General features: G+C 70.6%; 22 protein-coding genes, 1 tRNA gene and 1 other RNA gene. 8 read left to right on the top strand and 16 right to left on the bottom strand.

The window, feature by feature from the left end:
• Window positions 1-15 precede the first annotated feature (15 nt).
• Window positions 16-579 carry an RNA polymerase sigma factor gene (locus ACIBO8_RS12740; RefSeq protein WP_396115284.1) on the bottom strand — a complete coding sequence of 188 codons (564 nt, stop codon included), beginning with the start codon at window positions 577-579 and terminating at the stop codon, window positions 16-18.
• 96 nt (window positions 580-675) lie between these two features.
• Between ACIBO8_RS12740 and ACIBO8_RS12735 the strand changes: the two genes are divergently transcribed.
• Together ACIBO8_RS12735 and ACIBO8_RS12730 are read left to right on the top strand one after the other, a co-directional pair.
• Complete coding sequence (locus ACIBO8_RS12735) at window positions 676-1,875, top strand: FIST signal transduction protein (protein WP_396115283.1); 1,200 nt, start codon at window positions 676-678, stop codon at window positions 1,873-1,875.
• Window positions 1,872-3,332, top strand: coding sequence for a diguanylate cyclase domain-containing protein (locus ACIBO8_RS12730; protein ID WP_396115282.1), 1,461 nt, complete (start codon window positions 1,872-1,874; stop codon window positions 3,330-3,332). The genes ACIBO8_RS12735 and ACIBO8_RS12730 overlap by 4 nt, the downstream gene beginning before the upstream one ends.
• Window positions 3,333-3,380: 48 nt before the next feature.
• Here ACIBO8_RS12730 and ACIBO8_RS12725 read toward each other — a convergent pair.
• Window positions 3,381-3,453: transfer RNA gene (locus ACIBO8_RS12725), tRNA-Ala, on the bottom strand.
• A 139-nt stretch (window positions 3,454-3,592) separates the two neighbouring features.
• Window positions 3,593-4,141 carry a YqgE/AlgH family protein gene (locus tag ACIBO8_RS12720; protein WP_396115281.1) on the bottom strand — a complete coding sequence of 183 codons (549 nt, stop codon included), beginning with the start codon at window positions 4,139-4,141 and terminating at the stop codon, window positions 3,593-3,595.
• A 112-nt stretch (window positions 4,142-4,253) separates the two neighbouring features.
• On the opposite strand from ACIBO8_RS12720, the gene ACIBO8_RS12715 reads away from it, so the two are divergent.
• Window positions 4,254-5,060 carry an S-methyl-5'-thioadenosine phosphorylase gene (locus tag ACIBO8_RS12715; RefSeq protein ID WP_396115280.1) on the top strand — a complete coding sequence of 269 codons (807 nt, stop codon included), beginning with the start codon at window positions 4,254-4,256 and terminating at the stop codon, window positions 5,058-5,060.
• On the opposite strand, the gene ACIBO8_RS12710 is transcribed toward ACIBO8_RS12715, so the two are convergent.
• A complete protein-coding gene (locus ACIBO8_RS12710; RefSeq protein WP_396115279.1) occupies window positions 5,035-6,456 on the bottom strand; it encodes a diguanylate cyclase domain-containing protein in 1,422 nt (473 codons plus the stop codon). The genes ACIBO8_RS12715 and ACIBO8_RS12710 overlap by 26 nt on opposite strands.
• A 276-nt stretch (window positions 6,457-6,732) precedes the next feature.
• On the opposite strand from ACIBO8_RS12710, the gene ACIBO8_RS12705 reads away from it, so the two are divergent.
• Window positions 6,733-8,034 carry a hypothetical protein gene (locus ACIBO8_RS12705; RefSeq protein ID WP_396115278.1) on the top strand — a complete coding sequence of 434 codons (1,302 nt, stop codon included), beginning with the start codon at window positions 6,733-6,735 and terminating at the stop codon, window positions 8,032-8,034.
• Between the two features lie 111 nt (window positions 8,035-8,145).
• Here the strand turns inward: ACIBO8_RS12705 and ssrA are convergent.
• The 9 genes from ssrA to pruA form a co-directional block, all read right to left on the bottom strand.
• Window positions 8,146-8,524: a transfer-messenger RNA gene (gene ssrA / locus ACIBO8_RS12700) on the bottom strand.
• Between the two features lie 69 nt (window positions 8,525-8,593).
• Window positions 8,594-9,292 carry a cellulose binding domain-containing protein gene (locus ACIBO8_RS12695; RefSeq protein ID WP_396115277.1) on the bottom strand — a complete coding sequence of 233 codons (699 nt, stop codon included), beginning with the start codon at window positions 9,290-9,292 and terminating at the stop codon, window positions 8,594-8,596.
• Window positions 9,289-9,765, bottom strand: a complete 477-nt coding sequence (gene smpB / locus ACIBO8_RS12690; protein ID WP_396115276.1) for an SsrA-binding protein SmpB — start codon at window positions 9,763-9,765, stop codon at window positions 9,289-9,291. The genes ACIBO8_RS12695 and smpB overlap by 4 nt, the downstream gene beginning before the upstream one ends.
• A 43-nt stretch (window positions 9,766-9,808) precedes the next feature.
• Window positions 9,809-11,074 carry a M23 family metallopeptidase gene (locus tag ACIBO8_RS12685; RefSeq protein ID WP_396115275.1) on the bottom strand — a complete coding sequence of 422 codons (1,266 nt, stop codon included), beginning with the start codon at window positions 11,072-11,074 and terminating at the stop codon, window positions 9,809-9,811.
• Between the two features lie 109 nt (window positions 11,075-11,183).
• Window positions 11,184-12,059 (bottom strand): permease-like cell division protein FtsX, encoded by an 876-nt coding sequence (ftsX, locus tag ACIBO8_RS12680; RefSeq protein WP_396115274.1) that lies wholly within the window; start codon window positions 12,057-12,059, stop codon window positions 11,184-11,186.
• Window positions 12,060-12,123: 64 nt separating this feature from the next.
• Window positions 12,124-12,804, bottom strand: coding sequence for a cell division ATP-binding protein FtsE (gene ftsE, locus ACIBO8_RS12675; RefSeq protein WP_364705778.1), 681 nt, complete (start codon window positions 12,802-12,804; stop codon window positions 12,124-12,126).
• A gap of 153 nt (window positions 12,805-12,957) precedes the next feature.
• Window positions 12,958-14,070, bottom strand: coding sequence for a peptide chain release factor 2 (prfB, locus tag ACIBO8_RS12670; RefSeq protein WP_396115273.1), 1,113 nt, complete (start codon window positions 14,068-14,070; stop codon window positions 12,958-12,960).
• Window positions 14,071-14,136: 66 nt separating this feature from the next.
• A complete protein-coding gene (locus ACIBO8_RS12665; protein ID WP_396115272.1) occupies window positions 14,137-14,652 on the bottom strand; it encodes a PadR family transcriptional regulator in 516 nt (171 codons plus the stop codon).
• 266 nt (window positions 14,653-14,918) lie between these two features.
• Window positions 14,919-16,547 (bottom strand): L-glutamate gamma-semialdehyde dehydrogenase, encoded by a 1,629-nt coding sequence (gene pruA, locus ACIBO8_RS12660; protein WP_396115271.1) that lies wholly within the window; start codon window positions 16,545-16,547, stop codon window positions 14,919-14,921.
• 124 nt (window positions 16,548-16,671) lie between these two features.
• Between pruA and ACIBO8_RS12655 the strand changes: the two genes are divergently transcribed.
• A complete protein-coding gene (locus ACIBO8_RS12655; RefSeq protein ID WP_396115270.1) occupies window positions 16,672-17,685 on the top strand; it encodes a hypothetical protein in 1,014 nt (337 codons plus the stop codon).
• Here the strand turns inward: ACIBO8_RS12655 and ACIBO8_RS12650 are convergent, their stop codons facing one another.
• The gene (locus tag ACIBO8_RS12650) at window positions 17,686-18,147 is read right to left on the bottom strand and encodes a DUF6912 family protein (protein ID WP_396115636.1); all 462 of its coding nucleotides are present in this window, start codon (window positions 18,145-18,147) and stop codon (window positions 17,686-17,688) included.
• A gap of 111 nt (window positions 18,148-18,258) precedes the next feature.
• Window positions 18,259-18,672 carry a rhodanese-like domain-containing protein gene (locus tag ACIBO8_RS12645; RefSeq protein WP_396115269.1) on the bottom strand — a complete coding sequence of 138 codons (414 nt, stop codon included), beginning with the start codon at window positions 18,670-18,672 and terminating at the stop codon, window positions 18,259-18,261.
• Between the two features lie 93 nt (window positions 18,673-18,765).
• On the opposite strand from ACIBO8_RS12645, the gene ACIBO8_RS12640 reads away from it, so the two are divergent.
• From ACIBO8_RS12640 to ACIBO8_RS12630, 3 genes are all read left to right on the top strand, one after another.
• Window positions 18,766-19,251 carry an Lrp/AsnC family transcriptional regulator gene (locus tag ACIBO8_RS12640; protein WP_396115268.1) on the top strand — a complete coding sequence of 162 codons (486 nt, stop codon included), beginning with the start codon at window positions 18,766-18,768 and terminating at the stop codon, window positions 19,249-19,251.
• Window positions 19,252-19,322: 71 nt separating this feature from the next.
• Window positions 19,323-19,535: a helix-turn-helix domain-containing protein gene (locus ACIBO8_RS12635; RefSeq protein WP_396115635.1), complete on the top strand. Its 213-nt coding sequence runs from the start codon at window positions 19,323-19,325 to the stop codon at window positions 19,533-19,535.
• A gap of 109 nt (window positions 19,536-19,644) precedes the next feature.
• Window positions 19,645-20,397: an Rv3235 family protein gene (locus ACIBO8_RS12630; RefSeq protein WP_396115267.1), complete on the top strand. Its 753-nt coding sequence runs from the start codon at window positions 19,645-19,647 to the stop codon at window positions 20,395-20,397.
• 941 nt (window positions 20,398-21,338) lie between these two features.
• Here ACIBO8_RS12630 and secA read toward each other — a convergent pair.
• Window positions 21,339-24,233, bottom strand: coding sequence for a preprotein translocase subunit SecA (gene secA, locus ACIBO8_RS12625; protein WP_396115266.1), 2,895 nt, complete (start codon window positions 24,231-24,233; stop codon window positions 21,339-21,341).
• Window positions 24,234-24,399: the final 166 nt, after the last annotated feature.

The following is a 24,399-nucleotide window of genomic DNA, read 5'->3' as shown; positions in this document are numbered from 1 at the left end:
GTCATGGCGCCACCGTCATTTGTTCGGCCTGTGGTCTAGATCACAGTTCTCGCCGTCGAGCCGCTCGCGCAGCCGTCGGCGGCCCTCGTGAATCCGAGACTTCACCGTTCCCTCCGGCACCTCCAGGCACACCGCGATCTCGGCGTAGCTCAGGCCGATGACGTCGCGCAGAGCCACCGGTTCGGCGAGCTGGGGGCCGAGGCGTTCCAGCGCGTCGAGCAGGTCGAGCCGGGTGCCGGCGACGACGCTGGTCCGCTGCGGGTCCGGCCGCTCGGGCAGCGGCCCGCTCGACTCGGTGAGAAAGCGCCGCCGCAGCACCTGATACGTCGAGCGGGAGCGGTTCGCGGCGATCCGATACAGCCAGGTCCGGAAGGCGGCCCGGCGCTCGAACCGGGCGATTCCCTGGGCCACCGCGAGCAGCGCGTCCTGACAGGCCTCCTCGGCGTCCTCCCGGTTGGGCAGGAACCGTGCACAGACCCGCAGCACCTCGGGACGCACCGCCGCGAGGAGCTCCTCCAGGGCAGCCGGGTCGTGGGCGGCCGCTGCGGCCAGACGGTCCAGGTCAAGCGGTGCGGTCATCTCCCGATCCCTCCCCCGTGTGCCACTCCACAGCGCGTGTGGATCGGCAGCGTAGCGAATTCAGCTTTACCCCTCGGCTGCCGATCTCGGTATGACGTGAGCTCCTCGACGGTGTATCCGGACCAGCGGGTGGGCGTGGGCGGCAGCAGCGCCGGCACCGCCGACCAGGCCGCGACTGAAGCCGTGCGCGCCGCCCTCGGGGGACGCCGGCCCTCCGCGGACGACCTCGTCCTGATCTTCCCGACCGTCGACTACGACCCGCACGAGTTCCTCCGCGCGGCCTGCCGCGAGGCCGGCGACGCCCGGGTCCTGGGGTGCAGCTCGTTCGGCTGGCTGACCGGCGCCGCCCAGGGCACCATGGGCTGCAGCGCGGCCTATCTGCCCGCGGCCGGCCTGTCCTTCGGCGTCGCGGTGGCGGATTCCCTCGGCTCCGACCTGTACGCCGTAGCCCGCGAGACCACCCAGACGGCTCGCGCACGCGCGGGCGCCGGTCATCCCCACAACACCCTGCTCGTCCTGTCGGACGGCCTGGCCGGCGACCAGCGCGAGGTCATGCGCGGGTGCTACGCGGCCGCCGGCGCCGCGGTCCCGGTCATCGGCGGCAGCGCGGGCGAAAACCTGACCCAGGTCGCCACCTACCAGTACGGCGAGGAGCGCGTCCTGACCAACGGCCTGGTCGTGATCTGGATCGGCTCGCCGACCCCCGTGGGTGTGGGCACCGCACACGGCTGGAGTCCCGTGGGCGACACCATGATCGTGACGCGGGCCGACGGCAACGTCATCCACGAGCTGGACGGCCGGCCCGCGGCCGAGGTGTACTTCGACAAGCGGGCGACCGTCACCGGCGACCACACCCAGCCGGGCGCCGGCGAGCAGTTCCTGGCCGGCTCGGTGATGGACGGGCCGCTGGGCCTGCCCACCGCGGCGGGCCGGTTCGACGTCCGGCACATCCTGGGCCCCACCGACGACGGCGGGCTGGCGATGTTCGGCTACGTCAGCGACCACTCCGTCGTCCAGATCATGCGCAGCGAGCCGGCCGACCTCATCGCCGCGGCCGGTGCCGCCGCCACGGCCGCCGCCGCACGACTCACCAGCGCCCCGCGCGGCTCCCTGGTGTTCGGGTGCACCGCCCGCGCCGGCCTGCTCGGCGAGCCCGGCATGCGCGCCGAGACCGACGCCATCACCGGCGCCCTGGCGGGCGTACCCACGTGCGGCTTCTACACGTACGGCGAGTTCGCCCGGATCTCGGGCTCGACCGGCTTCCACAACGCCTCCGTCGCGGTGCTGGCGCTGTGACCGCCGCCGTCGAGCAGATGCAGCCGCCCGGCACCGAGGCCGACCGCCTGCGCGAGGAGAACCGGGTCCTGCGCGAGCAGATCGCGGCCGCCCAGTCCGGCGCGGCCCGCTCGCTCTCCCGCGCCACCCGCCTGGCACAGGTCGTCAGCGTGCTGGGGCAGGTCGCCGACGCCGACGAGACCGCGGACCGCATCGCGGGCGAGGTGGCCGAGATGTTCGGCGCCGACATCGTCGCCGTGTGGCTGTCCGGTCAGGCCGGCCTCGTCGTGGCCGCGCACTGCGGCGTACCGGCCGAGGACCTGCCCGCCGACGCCGGGACGCTGCCCGCGGGCGTCCTGGACCTGCCGGCCACCGCGCCGCTGCTGGCCGGCCCCGCGGGCGAGGTGCCCCTGCCGCCCTGGCTCGCCGCGTACTGCCTGGAACAGGTTGTCTGGGCCCGCCTGGAGGCCTCCGGCGACCTGCTCGGCTACATGCTCGTCGCCCGTCAGGAGCCGGTCGCCTTCGACAGCTCCGACGTGCTCGAGCTGCGGGCCGTCACCGCCCGCATCGCGCTGGCCATCGACCGGTCCCGCCTGCATCGCCGCACCCAGGACCAGGTACGCCAGCTACGCCGGCTCCAGGAGTTCACGGCCCGGCTCGCCGGCATGCTCGACCGTACGGAGATCGCCCGCTCCCTGGCCGGCGTGATCGCCGCCGAGACCGGGTGCGGGTGCGTGTCCGTACACCTCACGGAGCTGCCCGACGCCGGACCGGTAGCCACCGCGGGCACCTGCAGCCACGGCTCCGGCGCGCCGGCACCCGACCGCGTCCGAGCCCTCCCGCTGCGCGCGGGCGGCCGCCAGATGGGCCGCCTGGTGGTGCACGACGCTCCCCCGGCCGACAGCGAGGGCGACGCCCTGCTCCGCCACCTCGCCGACCTCGGCGGCCTGGTGCTGGACAAGGCGATGCTCTTCGAGACGGTCCGCAAACAAGCTCACCGCGACGCCCTCACGGGCCTGGCGAACCGTTCCCTCTTCTCGGAGCGCCTGAACGCCTCCCTCGCCGCCGCTGAAGCCACGGGGGCGGGCCTCGCGGTGATCTTCATCGACCTCGACGGCTTCAAGCAGGTCAACGACACCCTCGGCCACGAGGTCGGCGACCTCCTGCTGACCCACGTGGCGTGGCAACTCCAGGACGCCGGCGGACCGCAGGACACCGTCGCCCGCCTCGGCGGCGACGAGTTCGTGGTGCTCACCACGGAGGCCACCACCCCGTCGGAAGCGGCCGCCCTGGCCCGGCGCCTGGAAGCCGCGGTACGGGAGCCTCTCGCCCTGGCCTGCGGCGAACTGACGGCGGCGGCCAGCATCGGCCTGGCCACCGTCGACGACTGCGGCTACCAGGCCGAAGCCCTGATGCGCCACGCCGACCGAGCCATGTACGACCGCAAACGCGAAAGCCGGGCGGCCGCGCGGGGCTGACCTCAAAAACGAAAACGCCCGGACGTCTGTCCGGGCGTTTCTCAAGGGTGGAGCTGAGGGGACTCGAACCCCTGACCCCCACACTGCCAGTGTGGTGCGCTACCAGCTGCGCCACAGCCCCTTGCTTGCTTATGTTCCTTGCTTGCTGATGTTCCTTGCTTGCTTACGTTCCTTGCTTGCTCATGTTCTACCGTCATGTCCGGTCTCCCGGGCACTCACGGAATATTACACACCCTGACCGCCCCCGCCGCAGGGGGTCCTCAGTTCAGCGACACGTCCGGCGGGAAGTGCGCCACCGCTGCCAGAATGTCGCCCTGGCGGCGCAGGACCATGCCCCACAGGTCGTCCGGGCGGTTCACGAAGGGGTCTCCCGGCAGGGCGTCGAACACGAACCAGGAACCGGACGCGATCTCGTCCTCGAGCTGTCCCGGCGACCAGCCCGAGTAGCCCGCGAACACCCGGATGCCCGCCACGCTCTCGCGCAGGCGGTCCGGATCGGCGGAGAGGTCCACCGTGCCGAGGGCGCCGGCGACCTGGTGGAAGCCGGAGACGCGCTTCTTCACCTCAGGGCGGGTGCGGGCCAGGCAGATGGCCGACTCGGGCTGGACCGGGCCGCCCTCGAAGAGGACCGCCGGGTCGCCCGCGAGGGAGCCCCAGTCGCCCAGGACGTCGGCGACCGGGACCTCGGTGGCGCGGTTCAGCACCACGCCGAGGGCTCCCCCGGTCTCGTGGGCCACGAGCAGCACGACCGTACGGTCGAAGTTGGGGTCCTTCAGAGTCGGCGTCGCGACCAGCAGTTGCCCGGTCATCGACTCCACCGACCGACCTCCGATGCGCTGCTCTTCACTGAACACGACAGCCCTGCCTTCCCGCCATGCTTGGACATTAGCTTGCGGTTCCGGCCACCGATAAGGTCTGCGCATGAACGAGCGACCCTCAGAGGCGGAGATCGGCGTCATCGGCGGATCGGGGCTCTACGCGCTGCTCGACGGCGCCACCGAACACGAGGTGTCCACGCCGTACGGTGCTCCGTCCGATCCGGTGACGGTCGCCGAGGTGGGCGGCCGGCGGGTGGCGTTCCTGCCGCGGCACGGCCGCGACCACCGCTTCCCACCGCACAAGATTCCCTACCGGGCCAATCTGTGGGCGTTGCGCTCCTTGGGGGTACGCCAGATCGTGGCGCCCTGTGCCGTCGGTGGCCTGCGCCCTGAGCTGGGCCCGGGCACCTTCGTGGTGCCGGATCAGCTCATCGACCGGACGAGCGGCCGCGAGCAGACGTTCTACGACACGGGGGCCGTGCACGTGTCGTTCGCCGACCCGTATTGCCCGGACGGCCGCCGCGCGGTCCTGGCGGCCGCGGAGGGCGTGAACCCGGTCGACGGCGGCACCATGGTGGTGGTCGAGGGGCCGCGGTTCTCGACCCGCGCGGAGTCGCGCTGGTTCTCGTCGATCGGCGGCACGATCGTGAATATGACAGGTCACCCGGAAGCGGTACTCGCCCGCGAGTTGGGCCTCTGCTACACGGCCATCGCGCTGGTCACCGACCTCGATGCCGGGGTGGAGGGCGACCACGGGGTCACCATGGAGGAGGTCTTCAAGGTCTTCGCGGACAACACCGCCAAGCTGCGGGACGTCCTGCTGGACGCCGTGACCCGCCTGCCGGCCGAGCGTACGTGTGCCTGCGGCAAGGCTCTGGACGGCATCAAGCTCCCGATCGACCTGCCCTGACCTCATCGCCGCTCCGCGCGGTACGCGGGCTCTCCGCTGTACGGAGGCGCGGCCTGGCCGGCTTCGCCAGGTACATGGCGGCGTCCGCGCGCTCCATGACGTCCTCGGGGCTCTGACCGGGCTCGGCGACCGCCAGGCCCACCGTGCCCCGCCCCAGCACCGGGCCGCAGCTCAGCGGCAACGGGCGTACCAAAGTCTCCCGGACCCGATCCGCGGCGGCCTCGACCTCCGCCGCCGAAGTGTGCGGCAGCAGCACCGCGAACTCGTCGCCGCCCAGCCGCGCGACGGTGGCCTGCTCGTCCACGGCCGACCGGATCCGCTCGGCCACGCCGGCCAGCAGTTCGTCACCGACCTTGTGGCCGTGGGTGTCGTTGACCGCCTTGAAGTCGTTGAGGTCGATCAGCAGCAGCCCGTACGGCATGTCCGTACGGTGGGCCAGCTGGAGCCGCTCGAACAGCATCCGGCGGTTCGGGAGCCCGGTGAGCATGTCGAAGTACGCGGCCCGGTGCAGATGCTGCTCGTGCATGCGCTGAGCGGTCACGTCCAGCAGGGCGAGCACCACACCGGACCCGGCACCGATCCCACCGGTGATCGGCATGGTCTGCACCTTGAGCTGCCGCGTGGACCCGTCGGCGCGCACCAGCTGCACCTCGAGCTTGGCCCGGGTCGCGTCGGCGATCACCCGGCGCAGGTCCACGGGCCGGCCCTCGACGTCCTGGAGGCGGAGATCGCCCAGCTGCGGCTCACCACTGCCGGTCCAGCCCACCAGTTCCGCGACCGCCGGGTTGGCCAGCACCACGGCGCCCCCGGTATCGGCAACCACCACGGGAAACGGCAACTCACTCAGTACGGCGCCCAGCAGCGCGCTCTGGGCCCGCTGCTGCTCCTGGAGGCGCATCGTCAGCGTGCGGGTGCCGTACACCAGCAGCGTGGTGGTCGGCAGGGAGATCATCGCGCCGGGCACCGCATCCACCGACGGGAACAGCGCGATGGCGACGAGCCAGGTGAGGAGATACCCGGCCTGAGACAGGATGAGCCGCCAGAACCCCCCGATCGCGGCGCGGAACAGCAGCGACATGTAGATGACGCTGATGACCGGGTGTACCGCGGTCACCTGCGAGAGCAGGAGGAGCAGGCCGCCCAGCTCGAGCGCATCCACCCAGACCGGCACGGGGGCGCCCCGCCGGAACTCGACCAGGCGAAGCGCCAGCCCGAAGAGCTGCACCACGGCGCAGACGGCGCCGGCACCGACGGCCATGTGTCCCATCTGCACCGTGAGTCCCACGGCGCTCAGTGCCAGCGCGAGCAGGAACGTCAGGCGCAGCGACCGCATGAGGTCCCGCCGTACGAACAGCCGCAACCGTTCGTACCCGCCGCGCAGCGCTTCTCGGGCCATGGCTAGACCATCGCCGCCGTAACCCGCTGCCACAGGTCCCGCCCGGGTGCGATCCCGTTGTGCCACCGACAGGCTCGCTGCTCTAACGTTCCGTACCCGCAAGGTAGCTACTTTGAGTAACGTCGGTTTGGCCGCTCTTGACCGTATTCAGGCCATCCTAAGCGGCAAGGCGACCTGGCCGTAAGGACATAAGCGCTACTGTGCGCTTTCACGACGGACATTTCGTTACGTAACGTAATCTTCTGCAAGGATCCCGGCCCCTCAGGAAGGCTCCCCATGAAGATCTCGAAGAAGCGGGTCGGCATCGCCACCGTCTCGGCTTCGGTGCTGCTGTTCGGCTCCGCCGTCGGCGCCGCCGCGGCCGGCAAGTTCGCCTCGACGCCGTCGTCCGTGATCTACGCCTGTGCCCACCAGAAGACCGGCGCCGTACGCGTCATCGACCACGCCGCCGGCCACCGCTGCAGCTCGGCCGAGACGCCGATCTCGTGGAATCGCGTCGGCCCGCAGGGCCGGACCGGCGACCCCGGCCGCCGCGGCATGCAGGGCGTGCCCGGCATCCAGGGCCTCACCGGCGCCAGGGGCGCCACCGGCCGCACCGGAGCGATCGGGCCCCGCGGACCGCAAGGCCTGGCCGGAGACGCGGGCGCTGACGGCACCGTCGGGCTCTCGGCCTTCGAGCTGTGGCTGCAGAACGGGAACAGCGGCGCGGTGGGCGACTTCCTCGCCTCGCTGGCCGGCGAGCGCGGAGCCGACGGCCTCTCGGCCTACCAGCTGTGGCTGGCCAACGGCCACGTCGGCACCGTGGACGAGTTCCTGGCCTCGCTGGTCGGCCGGCAGGGCTTCGACGGCAAGTCCGCGTACGAGCTGTGGAGCCAGTCCCACGACGGCACCCTCGACGACTTCCTGCTGTCGCTGGTGGGCGCGAAGGGCGACACCGGCGCATCCGCCTTCGAGGTGTGGCGCTCGCTGGACGGCAACGCCGACGGCACCGTGACCGAGTTCCTGTCCGGCCTCGTCGGCCCGCAGGGCGCGGTCGGTCCACAGGGTCCGATGGGCCCGGAAGGTCAGCAGGGCCCGACCGGCGAGAAGGGCGACACCGGCGCCACCGGCCCGCAGGGCGCGACGGGTGACACCGGCGCCACGGGTCCGATGGGGCCGCAGGGCGTGTCCGGCCCGATCGGTCCGCAGGGCGCCACCGGCGCCCAGGGCGAGACCGGCGCCACCGGTCCGCAGGGCGAGACCGGCGCGACCGGCGCAACCGGCCCGAAGGGCGAGACCGGCGCGACGGGCAGCCAGGGACCGAAGGGCGAGACCGGCGCGACCGGCCCGAAGGGCGACAGCGGCCCGGCAGGCGCAGACGGCGTGAGCGGCTGGCAACTGGTGACCGCCTCCGCCAACAACAACACCTCCATCGCCACCTGCCCGACCGGCAAGAAGGTCATCGGGGGCGGCGGCAACGCCACGTCGAACGCCCAGGTCGGATCGAGCTACCCGTCATCGCCGACGGCGTGGACCGTCACCAACCGAACGAGCAACGGCTCCGTGACGGCGTACGCGATCTGTGCAACGGCAAGCTGACCGTCCCACCAGCCGCAGCCACCGCACCGCGGGGCGTCCGGGGGCTCGGCCCCGGAGCAGACATACGGAACGGCCCCCGGTTCGCGCTCTTCGCGAACCGGGGGCCGTCGGCCGTGGAGGTGCCGGGAATCGAACCCGGGTCCTTCGTTGTTTTGTCAGGGCTTCTCCGAGCGCAGCTCACTGTGCCTCTACTCGGCCCCACCGTTCACGTGAGCAAGATGGTGTGACGGGCCCAGTCGCTGATTGATCTCGCCGCACGGTCCCCGCGACCGGGACCGTTTGGCCAACCTCCTAGCTGATGCCGGAGATCTGAGCCGGAGGTGTGCTCAGTCCGACAGACTTGCTACTTACCTCAGGCGGCAAGAGCGAAGTCAGCGCGGGAGTTATCCTTGGCGCTTATTGTTTTCCGACGACCGATTCTCGAGACGACGTCGGCTTCCTCGGCTCGCTTCCCCTGTCTCCACGTACGAAGTCGAAACCAGTCACCCCCTCGTAGGGCCGCCGCGACTGCGGCAGCCGTACAAGACTAACGCGTCGGTGCCCGGAGTTCATTCCGGTATCAGCCGATGCGGCAGGGCGTGCCGTTCACCACACAGCCGGTGGGGCGGGCGCCGTCCCGGGACTGCTGGGTGGCCTGGAAGCCGAAGGCGGCGGTCGCGCCCGGGGCCAGGTCGGCGGCGGTGAAGGTCCAGGTGTCGCCGGCGTGGGTGACCTGGGCGTTCCAGACGTTGGTCACGGCCACCCGGGCGCGGGACGGGTAGGTGACGCTCACCCGCCAGTCGTGCGCGGTCCGCCCGGTGTTGGTGACCTGGACCGCGCCGATGAAGCCGCGGTCCCAGGTGGCTCCGGTGCGGTAGGTCGCGGTGAATGATGCGGTCCGGGCGGGGGTCGGTGTCCGCTCGGGTTTCTTCGGTACGGCGGAAGTCGGCGCGACGGATTTCCGCGTGGCGGACGGGCGCACGGGGCGGGACGACGTGCTCGACACCACGGGCGACGGCGCGACGACCGGGATCGTGGACGGCAGCGCGTAGCCGGCGTCCGCCACGGGTGACGAGGGCGGCACGATCAGCACGGGTGCCTGGTCGTAGCCGGGGCCGGTCGCACGTACCGCGACCCACGCCACCAGGATCACGAGCAGCGTGGCGGCCGCGGCGATGAACGAGTAACGGGGCAGGCCGAACTGTCCTGGGGTGTGCTTGCCGGACAACGGCGATCCCTTCGCGCGGGTGTTGTGGGCCGCGGCGAGGTTACCCGTCAATCCATGCCCTTGCTCCGGCGCCCCATGGCGCGCTGGATTTCCTTGTTGGCGTCCCTGGCGGCGAGATCCTGGCGCTTGTCGTACGCCTTCTTGCCCTTGGCCAGCCCGAGCTCGACTTTCGCGTACCCGTTGTGGAAGTAGACCTGGAGCGGCACGAGGGTGACGCCGTCGTCGCGGAGCTTGCCCGTCAGCTTGGTGATTTCCTCGCGGTTGAGGAGCAGCTTGCGGGTGCGGCGCGGTTCGTGGTTGGTCCAGGTGCCCTGGGTGTATTCGGGGATGTGCATCCCGTGCAGGAAGATCTCGCCGTTGTTCTCGTGGCCGAAGGCGTCGACCAGCGAGGCCCGCCCGGCGCGCAGCGACTTCACCTCGGTGCCGGTGAGCGCCATGCCTGCCTCGTAGGTGGCGAGGATGGCGTAGTCGTGCCGCGCTTTACGGTTGGAGGCCACCACTTTGCGCCCCTGTTCGCGCGGCATCTGAGCTCCTTACCCCGGGGGAAAGGGCCATTCTAGCGTCGGGTCAGCACAGGCAGCTCGGCAGATAATTCAGGGGATTCTTCGGTACGCCGTCGAAGCGCGTCTCGAAATGCAGGTGATATCCGGTCGAGGCGCCGGTGGTGCCGACCCGCCCGATGACCTCTCCGCGGCGCACGTACTGGCCGGGGTGCACCGAGATCCGGGACTGGTGGCCGTAGCAGGTGGAGAAGCTGCGGCCCTGTTTCTTGCCGTGGGCGATGCAGGTGTACTTGCCGTACCCGCCGTTCCAGCCGGCCCGGATGACCCGGCCGCTCGCCGCCGCGTGGATCGGGGTACCGCCGGGGGCCGCGATGTCGGTGCCCGCGTGCAGCTGCCACACCCGGTAGTACGGGTCGTAGCGGGTGCCGAAGTCGCTGGTCTTCCAGCCGTGGACGGGCATGAGCAGGGTGCCGCCGGCGTACGAGCCGCCGCCGTTCTTGTCGTCCCAGCCGCGCAGCGCGGCCTGGATGCGCGCCTCCTCGGCCCTGGCCTGCTCGTATTTGGCCAGCACGATGGCGCGCTGGGAGCGGGCGAGCCGCAGCGCCGACTTGCGGCTCTGGGCGAGCCGGATGACGGCGGCGCGGGCGCGCTGGGCGGCGGCCTGGGCGTCGCGGGCCGCCGCCAGCTTGTCGGCGGCCTCCCGCTCGGCGTCCTCGGCCGCGCGCTTGGCGAGGCCGGCCTTGTCCTGTTGGATACGCGCGACCCGCTGCGCTGCCATGAGCGTGTCGACGTCGTCCTGCTGGTGCTGCATGACCTGATCGACCATGCCGAGGCGATCCATGGCGTCCTGCGGCCCCCGGGCACCGACCAGCACGTTGATCGCGGCGAAGTTGCCGCCCATGTACGACGCGGCGGCGATGTCGTCGACGCGGTCGCGGGCGTCCGACACCCGGTGCTCGGCGGCGGCGAAGGCGGCGGCGGTCCGGTCGTACGTCTCGCGGACGGCGTCGGCCTTGCGGCGGGCGGTGGCCGCCTGGACGGACGCGGCGGCGACGATCCCGCGGGAGGTCGCGACCTTGTTCTGCGCCGCGGGCAGGGCGGCCGTGGCGGCCTCCAGGCGGCGGGCGGCGTTGCGCGCGGTCGCCGTGGCGTCCTCGAGGATCGCCTCGGCGCGGTCCACGGCCCGGCCGGCCTTGCGGGCGTCGTCCTGGGACGGGTCGGCGTGGGCCGTGCCGGGGGCCGCGACGGCGAGCCCGGCACTGCAGAGCACGCTCAGGCAGACGGCCAGCGCGGTACGGGACCCGTGGTGTCGGCGTCGATTGAACTCCACGAAGAGTAACCGTACTCCGACTTTCCGTCACGATCCGCCGAAATCGCCCAGAACGGCAATCGCCGCGCACCCCGTACGGGATGCGCGGCGACCGGGCGCTCGAGGGTCGTCAGACCTTGAGGTAGAAGCGCAGGGTGATCCAGGCGGTGATTGCTGAGACTCCTGCGCCGACCGCCGCCAAGAGCGGGAGCATCAGCCAGACGTTACCGTCCGGAATCGGCGTGAGGACGTTCGTCAGCGCCTGGAGCCGGCCGTCGAGCAGCACCACCTTGCCGACGAAGATGAACACGAAGCCGAGGATCGCGCCGATCAGGCCGGCCACCACCGCCTCGAGGACGAACGGTGCCTGGATGAACCAGTTCGACGCGCCGACCAGTTTCATCACCGCGACCTCGCGGCGCTTGCTGTACGCGGCCACCTGGATGGTGTTACCCACCAGCAACAGCGCCGCCAGGGCCATGAAGCCGGCCACCACCAGGGCCATCACCTGGATCGCGTTGAAGATCTTGAACACCTTCTCGAGCAGCTCCCGCTGGTCGATGATCTCCTGGATGCCCTGCTGGCCCTTGATCTGGTCGGCGAACGCCTGGTACTGCTCAGGATCCTTGAGCTTGACCCGGTACGACTCCGGCAGGCTGTCCGGAGTGACCGACTTGATGAAGTCGGGCTCGTCGCGCCACAGCACCTTGAACTTCTCGAAGGCCTGCTCGCGAGTCTCGTACTCCTTCTCCTTCACGAGCGGGCTCTGGTCGATGGCCTGGTTGATCGCGGCGCGCTGAGCGTCCGTGACGTCCTCACGGAGGAAGATCGAAACCTGGATCTCCCCGTAGTAGTAGTTCTTCATCTGGTCGACCTGCATGTACATCAGCACGCTGGCGCCGAGCATGGTGAGCGACACCGACATGGTGATGATCATGGCGATGGTCATCGTGACGTTGCGCCACAGGCCGACCAGCACCTCGTTGAGGACGTACTTGAAACGCATCGGGGGTTCCTTCCGGGACTCCGCGTTCGTAAATCAGGAAAAGCTGTGGGGGCGGGGCCCGGTGTCAGCCGTAGACGCCTCGCGCCTGGTCGCGGACGATTCGCCCGCTCTCGATCTCGATGACCCGGCGGCGCATCTGGTTGACGATGTTGGAGTCGTGGGTGACCATCACGACCGTCGTGCCGGTCCGGTTGATCCGGTCCAGCAGGCGCATGATCTCGATGGACGTGTCCGGGTCCAGGTTGCCCGTCGGCTCGTCCGCCAGCAGGATCAGCGGCCGGTTGACGAACGCCCGGGCCACCGCGACACGCTGCTGTTCACCGCCGGAGAGCTCGTGCGGGTAGCGGTGCTCCTTGCCGCCGAGACCCACCAGCTCCAGCACCTCGGGCACGACCCGGCGGGCCACGGCCTTGGTCTTGCCGATGACCTCCAGGGCGAAGGCCACGTTCTCGTACGCCGTGCGGTTGGGCAGCAGGCGGAAGTCCTGGAACACGCAGCCGATCGAGCGGCGGAAGTGCGGGATCTTCCACGACCGCATCGAGGTGACGTCCTTGGAGTTCACCACGACCTTGCCGCGAGTGGGCGCCACCTCGTGCAGGAGGAGCTTGATGATCGTCGACTTGCCGGAACCGGAGGGGCCGATGAAGAAGACGAACTCACCCTTCTCGATACCGACGCTGACATCGTCCAACGACGGCCGAGACGCCTTCGGATACGTCTTCGTCACGTTCTCGAGCTGAATCACGGGTGGAGAGTCTACGCGGTGTAACGGAAACGCCAACCCCGGCGGTGGCCGGTTTTCGCGCCCCGCGAGGCTGATCTTCACCGCGGCGGGCGGAATCTGCACCCAAGGTGAACGCCGCCTGACTCTTCGTTCAGGCGGCGTGTCGCGGACGGCTCAGCCGGCCATCTGGGTCTGCTTGCGCCACCGGATGCCGGCCTCGATGAACTCGTCGAGCTCGCCGTCGAAGACCGACGACGGATTGCCCGTTTCCTGCTCAGTGCGCAGGTCCTTGACCATCTGGTACGGGTGCAGCACGTACGAACGCATCTGGTCGCCCCAGGAGCCGGTGGTGTCCTGCTTGAGGCCGGCCATCTTCGCCTCCTCCTCCTGGCGCTTGCGTTCGAGCAGCCGCGCCTGGAGCACCCGCATGGCCGAGGCCTTGTTCTGGAGCTGAGATTTCTCGTTCTGACACGTCACGACGATGCCCGTCGGGATGTGCGTCAGGCGCACAGCGGAGTCGGTGGTGTTAACGCTCTGTCCACCAGGACCCGACGAACGGTAGACGTCGACCCGGATCTCGTTCTCGGGGATGTCGATGTGGTCCGTCTGCTCGACGACCGGCATCACCTCGACGCCGGCGAAGCTCGTCTGGCGCCGGCCCTGGTTGTCGAACGGGCTGATGCGGACCAGGCGATGCGTGCCCGACTCGACGCTCAGCGTCCCGTACGCGTAGGGCACCTTCACCGCGAAGGTGGCCGACTTGAGGCCCGCCTCCTCGGCGTACGAGGTCTCGTACACCTCGGTGGGGTAGCCGTGGCGCTCCGCCCAGCGCAGATACATGCGCAGCAGCATCTCGGCGAAGTCCGCGGCGTCGACTCCCCCGGCACCGGCCCGGATGGCGACGACCGCCTCACGGGAGTCGTACTCGCCGGAGAGGAGGGTGCGAACCTCCATCTCCTCGATGGCCTTGTGCAGCTTGACCAGCTCGTCGCCGACCTCGCCGACCGAGTCGGCGTCCCCCTCGTCCTCGGCCATCTCCAGCAGGAGGGCGGCGTCGTCGAGGCGCGAGCGAAGCTTCTCCATCTTCGAGATCTCGCCGGCGACGTACGACAGCCGGGAGTTGACGTCCTGAGCGCGGGCCTGGTCGTCCCACAGGTCGGGGGCGGAGGCCTGCTCCTCGAGCTCCGCCCGGTCGCGGCGCAGCTTGTCGAGGTCGAGCACGTTCTCGATGTTGCGCAGGGTGGCGTCGAGGGCCTTGAGCTGTTCAGGAAAGTCGGCTGCACTCACGACGGTCAAGAATACGCCGCCCGGCCCGTGTCGCGGCCGGGCGGCCCGTACTGCGTGCTTCGATCGTCACTCCGCGGGTGCGGCCTTGAGCCAGGTCAGCGCCGCCTTGTGGTACGCGACTGCGAACTCGAGGGCGGCGGCGCCGTACGCGTCGCCGGCCTTCTTGGCCTCCTTGGCCTGCTCCCGCGCCATGGCGAGGGCCTCGGAGTGGTACTCGTTGGCGCCGGTGTAGAGCGTCTTGAGCTGGCCACCGGCGTGCTGCTGGCCGAAGGCGACACGCAGGGCGACCGGGTTACGGATCGCATCGCGGCCGGGGGCCTCGGCGAGCCACCGGCTGAAGGCACGCTTGCCGGCGGCGGTGATGGCATAGGGCTGGCTGGACCGTGGCCCCGGCTTGCCAAGTCGGACGAGGCCCATTTCGGCGAGGACGGGCAGTTCGCGGTAGACCTGGCTCCGCGTCATCGACCAGTAGGGCCCGAGGCGGCGTTCGGCAGCCGCCATCAGCTGTCCGCCGGTCATCGGCCCATCGTGGAGCAGGCCGAGCAGAGCGGCAGCCGTTGGGTTGATTTGAGAGTCGGGCATGCCTTCTAAGCTGCCACTTTGTCGCTCCGGCGTCCAGGATTTCGCCCGATCCGTCCAATTTGCGTCTCCACAAACGACTGTCCCGCACAGACAGTCCGACCACGAGGGTCGCGACCGGGCGTTTCGCCCTTGAGGACGGGTCCGGCACGGTAGAATGGAGCAGAGAAACGGTCAGACGGCGCTCGAAGTCACGAAGCCCCATAAAGGTTGCGGATCGCCGCCCGTTCTCCCGCGGAAGAAAAGACGACGACCCGCGAACCGGACAATCAGCCCATGTGGGGATACTGCCACGCCGTCGGCGGCTCGAAGGTCTCCTTGATCGTCCGCGGGGACACCCAGCGGAGCAGGTTGAGCATCGAACCGGCCTTGTCGTTGGTGCCGCTGCCGCGGGCACCGCCGAAGGGCTGCTGGCCGACGACGGCGCCCGTCGGCTTGTCGTTGATGTAGAAGTTGCCCGCCGCGTTCCGCAGGGCCGTGCTCGCCCAGTCGACGATCGCGCGGTCGGTGGCGAAGATCGAACCCGTGAGCGCGTACGGCGAGACGGCCTCGGCCTGAGCCACCGCCCCCTCGAAGTCGCCGTCCTCGTAGACGTGCACGCCGAGGATCGGGCCGAAGTACTCGGTGGTGAACACCTCGTGCGCCGGGTCGCTCGACTCCACCAGCGTCGGAGCGACGAACCAGCCCTCGCTGTCGTCGGCCGTACCGCCGGCCAGCACGGTGCAGGCGGCGCTGTTCTTGATCCGGTCCAGGGCCGCCGCGTGCTTCGCGAACGCCCGGCCGTCGATCACGGCACCGCCGAACGTCGACAGGTCGGTGACGTCGCCGTACCGGATGGAGGCCACCGTCGCCGCGAGCCGGTCCCGCAGGCCGCCCTCCCAGATGCCGCGCGGCACGTACGCCCGGGACGCCGCGGAGCACTTCTGGCCCTGGTACTCGTACGCGCCGCGGACCAGCGCGGTGTGCAGCGCGTCCACGTCGGCGCTGGGGTGCGCGAAGACGAAGTCCTTGCCGCCGGTCTCACCGACGAGCCGCGGGTACGACCGGTAGCGGTCGATGTTCGACCCGACCTCACGCCACAGGTGCCGGAACGTGGCCGTGGAGCCGGTGAAGTGGATGCCGGCCAGGTCGGGATCGGCCAGGACGACGTCGGAGACGGCCAGGCCGTCGCCGGTCACCATGTTGATCACGCCGGGCGGCAGGCCGGCCGCCTCGAACAGGCGCATCGTGAAGTGCGCGGAGAACTGCTGGGTCGGCGACGGCTTCCAGACCACCGTGTTGCCCATCAGCGCGGGCGCGGACGGCAGGTTGCCGGCGATCGCGGTGAAGTTGAACGGGGTGATCGCGTACACGAAGCCCTCGAGCGGACGGTGGTCGAAGCGGTTCCAGAAGCCCGGCGCGGACTGCGGCTGCTCGGCGAGGATCTGCTCGCCGAAGGCCACGTTGAAGCGCAGGAAGTCGATCAGCTCGCAGGCGGAGTCGATCTCGGCCTGGTACGCCGACTTCGACTGACCGAGCACGGTGGCCGCGTTGAGCGTGTCCCGCCACCCGCCGGCCAGCATCTCGGCCGCTCGCAGGAAAACCGCGGCGCGCTCGCTGTACGGCAATGCCCGCCACGCCGGAGCGGCCCGCTTGGCGGCGGCCACAGCGGCCGCGGCGTCCTCGTGGGTGGAGTTGTACGTCACGCCCAGCACATGGTGCCGCTTGTGCGGCTGCACGACGTCGATGGCGTCGCCCCCGCCACGCTTCTGGACGCCGTCGATGGTGTTCGTCAGCTCCAGGCGCTCGGCCGCGAGGGCCTCGACCCGCGACTGCAGGGCGGCGCGCTCGGGGCTGCCGGGCGCATAGCCGCGTACGGGCTCGTTCCGTGGCACCGGCACGGAAAACTGGGCGTCCATCACGTACTCCTCGACCTTCTGGGTTCCTCGTTGAACGACATCGTGAGTCGGCTCCATCCTTGCACGCGAGCGACCCCTCCCAGGCGGTCGGAAAGCGTCGGTGGCCCCGCGTACGCTGAGGTCCATGAGTGAGGCGGACAGCGAGGTCATCGCGGGCGAAACGGCCTGGCAGGGGCCGGAACGGGCGCCCTCGCGCGGCATCCTCCTGGCGATCGCCGGGCTCGCCTGGATGGCCGCGATGCTGTGGTCGGCGCGGGCCACGATCACCGGCCGTGGGGACGCCGCGATGGAGGTCACCTCGACCGCATACGCGATGCCCGGAGCCGTCTCGGCGAGCCTCGTCGCCGGCGCGGCGGTCGCGCTCGCCGTGGTGACGTCCCTCACTCGCGGCGGCCGCACCGTCCGCTTCGCCGCGGCCACCGGCACCGGGCTGGTCCTCGGGCTCCTCGGTGGCCTCACCATCATCACGATCAACACCGACGGCTGGATCTACGCGGTCGTCGGCGGCACCATCGCGGCCGCGGCGACGATCGGCGGCGCGCTGGCCGGCTTCCGCTATCCCCGCATCACCGCGGCCGTCTGCTGGGGCGCGATCGGGGTGTTCCTGGTCGGCGTGGTGCTCAGCTTCCTGCAGCACGACCTGCTTCCGGTCTTCGGCGCGCGCGACACGTCGTCGTCGCGGGCCGACGCGGCGAACTATTTCGGCTTCGCGCAGGGCGCGCTCGGCGGCCTCGCGGCCGGGCTGATCGTCTACCGCGTGCTGCGCCGCGCCCGGCACCGCACCGGCGTGGACCTCCGGTGGCCGCTCTACGCCCTGGCGGGCGCCGGACCGGGGTTGCTGCTGGTGGTCGGTGAGGCTCTTACGCGTACGGCGGGAGCCCGGGTGCTGGAGCTGGCCGGCAAGGTGAGCGAGTTGGAGCTGACGGTGCAGCAGATGCTCAGCGGCAGCCGGCTCAACAACGGCCTGATCGTGCTCTTCGTGGGGGCGTTCACGGCGATGGTGGCGGTCGGCCGCACCCTCGGCTCCCCCACCGCCCCGGCGGAGACGGCGCCGGAACAGCCGGCGGACCCCGACGAGATCGAGCGGGCCGCGCGGGACGAGGAGGCGAAACCGGTCGGCAGTCGCACCGACGACTGATCAGGTCAGCTCGTCGAGCTCGCTCACGGCGTACCACTCGAGCTCGTGATCCTCGGCGCCGTCGACGGTGAACTGGGCGTCCGGGTCCCCCGCCAGCGCCTCCTCCACCACGTCCGCGGCGGCGGCGACGGCCTCGGCGGCCTCGGCGCCGTCCACGTGGATCGACGCCACCTCCTTGAGGGAGATCGGCTGCGGCACCCGTACCGTGCTGGAGCCCAGCTCGACGTCCTCGCGCACCAGCGAACCGGCGGGGACATCGGCCGAGACGACGACCCGCCGGCGCGGCGCCGCGGAGTCGTGCCGCAGCAGCTGCAGGGCGGCCTGAGCGGCGCGGGTGAAGGCGACGTACTCGAGTTCCTCCTCGTCGCCCTCGGCGTACCACTCGCGCAGCGCGGGGGTCACCGCCTGCGCGACGACCGGGCCGTCACCGAGCTGCCCGGACGACTTGAGCCCGGTGAGCATCGGCACGGTGGCGGGCACGTACACCCGAACCAGATCGGTGATCGGCACTTGCTTCCCCCTGGGCGACTCGACCGTCCCCGCGCACGCTACCGGAAGGTCGACTCCGCGCCTTCAACAGCCGCAAGCGACGCCGGTGGGTGCCACGAGCGGATCCGGGTCGCGGACCACCTCGCCCGCTGCGGTCATCAGCGGGAAGCCTTCCCGGATCCAGTACTCGACACCGCCGAGCATCTCCTTGACCTCGTACCCGAGCAGCGCGAACGCGAGAGCCGCACGGGTGGCACCGTTGCAGCCGGGCCCCCAGCAGTAGGTGACCACGGGTGTCGCCGGGTCGATCAGCTCCCCCGCACGGCCGGCGATGTCCGCGGTCGGCAGGTGTACGGCGCCGGGCAGATGGCCCTGATCCCAGGCGGCACGGGAACGGGAGTCGACGAGCACGAACCCGCCGTCCGGGGCACTCCGGACGTCGGCGACATCGGTCTGGGTGGCGAGGCGTTCGGCGAAGATCTCAGCGGGTGGTCTCATGCCGATCACGCTAGGTCGCAGGACGTCGTCGCTCCACGGGATGACAACGGCGATCGGTTGCTATTGCCGTCGATCCAGCGGTAGCTTCCAGCCGTGGCCGTTGATTCTGCTCTCGACCGTACCGATTGGCAGCTTCTCGCGGAGCTGCAGCGAGACGGCCGCGCGAGCTACGCGGACCTGGCGCGGGCAGTGGCGATGTCGCCGAGCGCGGTCGCGGAGCGGGTGCGCAAACTCGAGGAGGCCGGGGTGATCGCCGGCTACCGCGCCGCAATCGACCCGGAGCGGGTCGGCCTCACCGTGATGGCATTCGTACGCCTGCGCTACCCGACCGGGAACTACAGGCCCTTCCACGCGCTCCTGGACACGACCCCCGAGATCATCGAAGCGCACCACGTGACCGGTGAGGACTGCTTCGTCCTCAAGGTGCTGACCCGGTCGATGCGACACCTCGAGGAGGTCACGGGCCGAATTTCGGGGCTGGGGCCAGTGACGACCAGCGTCGTCTACTCAAGTCCGCTCACCGGCCGGGCCCTGGACGGCTCTTTGCACAGGCCGCCGCATCCGCCGGAGCTGTCGTAGGCAAACGATGGCAAACTAAGGCCCGATCACGCCACAACCGATTGAGCGGAGGGCTCGTGGAGGCCAGGTTCATGCTGCTGTCCGAGGTGGCAGCCGAGCTGAACGTCTCCGACTCGCAGGTCTACCACATGGTCCGCAGCGGAGAACTCCCCGCCATCAAAATCGGCGGGCGTGGGCAATGGCGGGTGGAGCGGGCCAAGCTCGAGGAATACATCGAGCACAAGTACGCGGAGACCGCCGCCTGGGTCCAGGACAACCCGCTCATCGACCGGGACGCGGAGTAGTCCACCCGTTGTCCACAGGCTCCGAACCTGGCATTGACCGTCCTCGCGCGCACCCGCCACACTCGTCGTCGTAAGCAAACGAAGGCAAACGCAAGGATCGGGGTGCGGTGTGTCGACGGCAGAACTGGAGAAAGAGCAGGCAACACCGGCAATCAGGCTCCGCAGGGCGCCACGCAGCGAGCCACCCTTCGACGACGAGCGCGCGCCGGAGACGTGGTCCTCCCCGCACCAGCTGACGTTGGACTGGAGGAGGCCGACCTCCGCGGCAGGGCTGTTGGGCTCTCAGGCGCGCAGCGTGGCGGCCGCCTCCTACCCTGCCTCGGGCTCCGCCGCGCTGACGGCCGCCGCCTCTCGGTCCGGCTACTCCGCGGCGGCGGCCTCTTCGCCGGGATCTGCGTCTTCTGGGCTGTCGGGCGCTCCCGGGCCGTCGAATGCTTCCGGGCCGTCGGGGACTTCCGGGCCGTCCGCCTCTTCGGCGGGGTCGGGCCGCTCGGCGTCGGTCGTCGGGGCTTCCCCTGATGCCAAGCTGGCCGTTCGGAGGTTCGTCGGGTCCTGCGTCGAGGTCCTCAACGGGTACCGCCCGGCGGCGCACCTCCGCCGGCTCGCCCAGCCGCGAGAAGCCGCCACGGTCGTAGCCCAGGGACTCGTCGGCGCCCGGAGAGTCGCGGAAGCCCGCCGGGTCCACTCCCGCGTCCGGCGGCCCGCCCCGGTGGCGGTACTGAGATCCAGCCTCTGCGAACCTCGCCCGGGCGCGGTGGAGGCGGCGGTCCTGCTGTTGATCGGCGACCGTACCTGGGCGATGGCCCTCCGCCTCGAGCAACACGACGAGGCCTGGTTGGCCACGGTCCTGCGCCTGATCTGACTGCGGCAACCACGCCAGGCCACTCGAATCACCCGGGGCGTCCGGTGAGCACCACAGGCGGCGGCCGTCCTGGGCACCACGGTGACGCTTGCCGAGCAGCCAGGGCCGAGGCGACCAAGGGCGTCGGCCAAGGGCAAGCAGCCGGTCAAGGACAGGCAGCCGGTCAAGGACCGGTGATCAACCCCGGGCAGGCGATCAACCCCGGGCAGGCGGTCAACCCCGGGCAGGCGGTCAACCACGGGCAGGCGGTCAACCACGGGCAGGCGGTCAACCACGGGCAGGCGGTCAACCACGGGCAGGCGGTCAACGACGGGCAGGCAGGCGGCCGACAAGCGGCCGCGCGGAGGCCGGCGCGCAGGCAGGCAACCAGCGAGGGAAGGCGCGCGAGCGATGTTCCGCAGACCGTCGAGGACGCGGCGGGCGGTGCGGCGGAGAGGCAACCAAGGACGGGCAGGCGGCCGAGGAGCGCAAAACGGCGGGCGACGGTCGGCGGTCCTGGGGCACACCCCCCAAGCGGCGGACCGCCCGGGCCCGGCAAAAACCGCGCTGGCTGCGCCGCCGGGCTGCCCGACCATCAGGGCGCCAGGCCGCCAGGCCGCCGGGACACCAGGCCGCCAGGCCGCCGGGACACCAGGCCGCCGGGACACCAGGCCGCCGCGCTACCGGGGCGCCACGCCGCCGGGGTGCCACGCCACCGCGCCGCCGGGCTGGCGGGCTGCCCCGCCCCCGGGCTGCTGGGGCCGCCGGGCTGCCGGGCTGCTGGGCTGCCGGGCCGCCGGGCCCCCGAGCTGCCGGGCGCCGGGCCCCCGAGCTGCCGGGCCGCCGGGCCGCGCGCTGTGGTCCCGAGGCCGTGCCCGACGAAACCGGCCCCCGCGAACGAGTCGCGGAGGCCGGATTGTGAGACGCACCGGGCGGCGGTCAGGAGACCCGCCCGGGAGGGATCAGACCGCGCCGGGCGCGCCGTGGCAGCGCTTGTACTTCTTGCCCGAGCCGCAGTAGCACGGCGCGTTTCGGGACGGGCCGTTGCCCGCCTCTGCCTGGCCCGAGCTGCGGCCGGCGGCGCGGTGGGCGCCTGTGTGGGCGGGGCTGGCCGGGACGACCGGGGCCGAGCCGAGGCCCAGGGCGGGCGCCTGCTGCTCCGGCGCCTGCTGGATCTGCGGGGCTCCCGCGCCGGCCTCGCCGTCGATGGCGGGGGCTGTGTACTGGAGGTTCTGCGGGCGGCGGGTTCCTCCGAGGCCCTTGGCGCGGACCTCGACGTGCTGCTCCGGCTCGTCGGTGGGCATCTCGCGGGCCTGGGACGGGTCGACCGTGACCGTGGGGGCCTCCTCGACCTGGACCTCCAGGTTGAAGAGGAAGCCGACCGCCTCCTCCTTGATGCCCTCCATCATCTGGTTGAACATGTCGAAGCCCTCGCGCTGGTACTCGACCACCGGGTCGCGCTGGGCGTACGCCCGCAGGCTGATGCCTTCCTGCAGGTAGTCCATCTCGTAGAGGTGCTCGCGCCACTTGCGGTCGATCACGGCGAGCAGGACCTGGCGCTCGAGTTCGCGGACCGCTTCCTCGCCCAGTTCGTCCTCGCGGGCCTTGTACGCCCGCTGCGCGTCCTCCTTGACCTGCGCGATGAGGAATTCCTGGTCGATGGCGCTGCGCTCGCCGCCGGCCTCCTCGACCACGTCCTCGATCGTGAGGCTGAGCGGGAAGAGGCGCTTGAGGTTGGTCCAGAGCTGCTCGAGGTCCCAGTCCTCGGCGTAGCCCTCGGAGGTCGCGGCGTGGACGTAGTCGGTGACGACGTCGTCGATCATGTGCTGGGCCTGGTCGTGCATGTCCTCACCGTCGAGCACGCGCTTACGCTCGGCGTAGATGACCTGGCGCTGCTTGTTGAGCACCTCGTCGTACTTGAGGACGTTCTTGCGGATCTCCGCGTTCTGGCCCTCGATCTGGGTCTGGGCGCTGCGGATCTGGCGGGTCACCATCTTCGACTCGATGGGGACGTCCTCCGGGATGTTGAAGCGGTCCATGACCGCCTCGACCGCGCCGGCGCGGAACCGCTTCATCAGGTCGTCCTGCAGCGACAGGTAGAACCGGGACTCGCCCGGGTCGCCCTGACGGCCGGAGCGGCCGCGGAGCTGGTTGTCGATGCGGCGGGAGTCGTGCCGCTCGGTGCCGAGGACGTACAGGCCGCCGGCGGCGATGACCTCGGCCGCCTCCTCCTCGCAGGCCTCCTTGACGAACGGCATGACCTCTTCGAGGGCCTTCGCGTACTCCTCCGGGCTCTCCACCGGGTCGAGGCCGCGCTGGTGCAGCTCGGCCGCCGCGAGGAACTCGGGGTTGCCGCCGAGCAGGATGTCGGTGCCGCGGCCGGCCATGTTGGTCGCGACGGTGACCGCGCCCTTGCGGCCCGCCTGCGCGATGATCTGCGCCTCCTGGGCGTGGAACTTCGCGTTGAGGACGCTGTGCGGGATGCCGCGGCGGCGCAGCAGCTGGGAGAGGATCTCGGAATTCTCGACCGACACCGTGCCCACCAGCACCGGCTGGCCGGTGGCGTGCCGCTCGGCGATGTCCTCGATGACCGCGTTGAACTTGGCCTTCTCGGTCTTGTAGATGACGTCCGGGTGGTCGATCCGGATCATCGGCCGGTGCGTCGGGATGCTCACGACGCCGACCTTGTAGACCTGGTTGAACTCGCCGGCCTCGGTCTGCGCCGTACCGGTCATGCCGCCGAGCTTGTTGTAGAGGCGGAAGTAGTTCTGCAGCGTGATGGTCGCCAGGGTCTGGTTCTCCTGCTTGACCTCCACGCCCTCCTTCGCCTCGATGGCCTGGTGCATGCCCTCGTTGTAGCGGCGGCCGTGCAGGATGCGGCCCGTGAACTCGTCGACGATGAGGACCTCGCCGTTCTCGTCGACGATGTAGTCCTTGTCGCGCTTGTAGAGCTCCTTGGCCTTGATGGCGTTGTTCAGGTAGCCCACGAGCGGGGTGTTCACCGACTCGTACAGGTTGTCGATGCCGAGGCGGTCCTCGACGCGGGCGACGCCGCGCTCGGTGACGGCGACGGTGCGCTTGGCCTCGTCGACCTCGTAGTCGCCCTCGCCGTCCTTGCCCTTCTGGAGGCGGTTGACCAGGGCGGCGAACTCGCCGTACCAGCGGGCGGAGTGCTCGCCCGGGCCGGAGATGATCAGCGGGGTGCGGGCCTCGTCGATGAGGATCGAGTCGACCTCGTCCACGATCGCGAAGTTGTGGCCGCGCTGCACCAGCTCGGCGGCCGACCACGCCATGTTGTCGCGCAGGTAGTCGAAGCCGAACTCGTTGTTGGTGCCGTACGTGATGTCGCACTGGTACGCGGCGCGATGCTCGGCGGCGGGCCGGTTGGGCAGGATGACGCCGACGGTGAGGCCGAGGAACGTGTGCACCCGGCCGACCCACTCGGCGTCGCGCTGGGCGAGGTAGTCGTTCACCGTGATGATGTGCACGCCGTCCCCGCTGAGGGCGTTGAGGTACGCCGGGAAGACGCCGGTGAGCGTCTTGCCCTCACCGGTCTTCATCTCAGGGATGTTGCCGAAGTGCAGCGCGGCGCCACCCATGAGCTGGACGTCGTACGCGCGCTGCCCGAGCACCCGGCGTGCTCCCTCGCGAGCGACCGCGAACGCCTCGACCAGCAGGTCGTCGAGCGACTCGCCGTCGGCATAGCGCTGTTTGAAGTGCTCGGTCTGCTCGCGCAACTCGTCGTCGGTGAGGTCGGTGTAGTCGTCCTCGATCGAGTTGACCGCCTGGGCGATCGCCTTGAGGCGGCGCAACATGCGGCCTTCACCGGCGCGAAGGACTTTTTCCAAAATCGACACGGGTCAACGCTCCCCTAGACGGTCTGCCGGACCATCGTAGGCGTCTTCCATGGGAAGCCGTGACCCGAGCCTCCTACTAAACTCGCAAAGAGGACGAAACAGGGCTGAGAGTTCGCTGACAGCGCATCTCCGCCGGTCGCGCAACCCTTCAGGCCGCTCGCGCGTC

It is taken from the genome of Actinoplanes sp. NPDC049681 (assembly GCF_044465265.1).
GTDB lineage: Bacteria > Actinomycetota > Actinomycetes > Mycobacteriales > Micromonosporaceae > Actinoplanes.
This window is presented reverse-complemented; position numbering and strand designations above follow the sequence as displayed.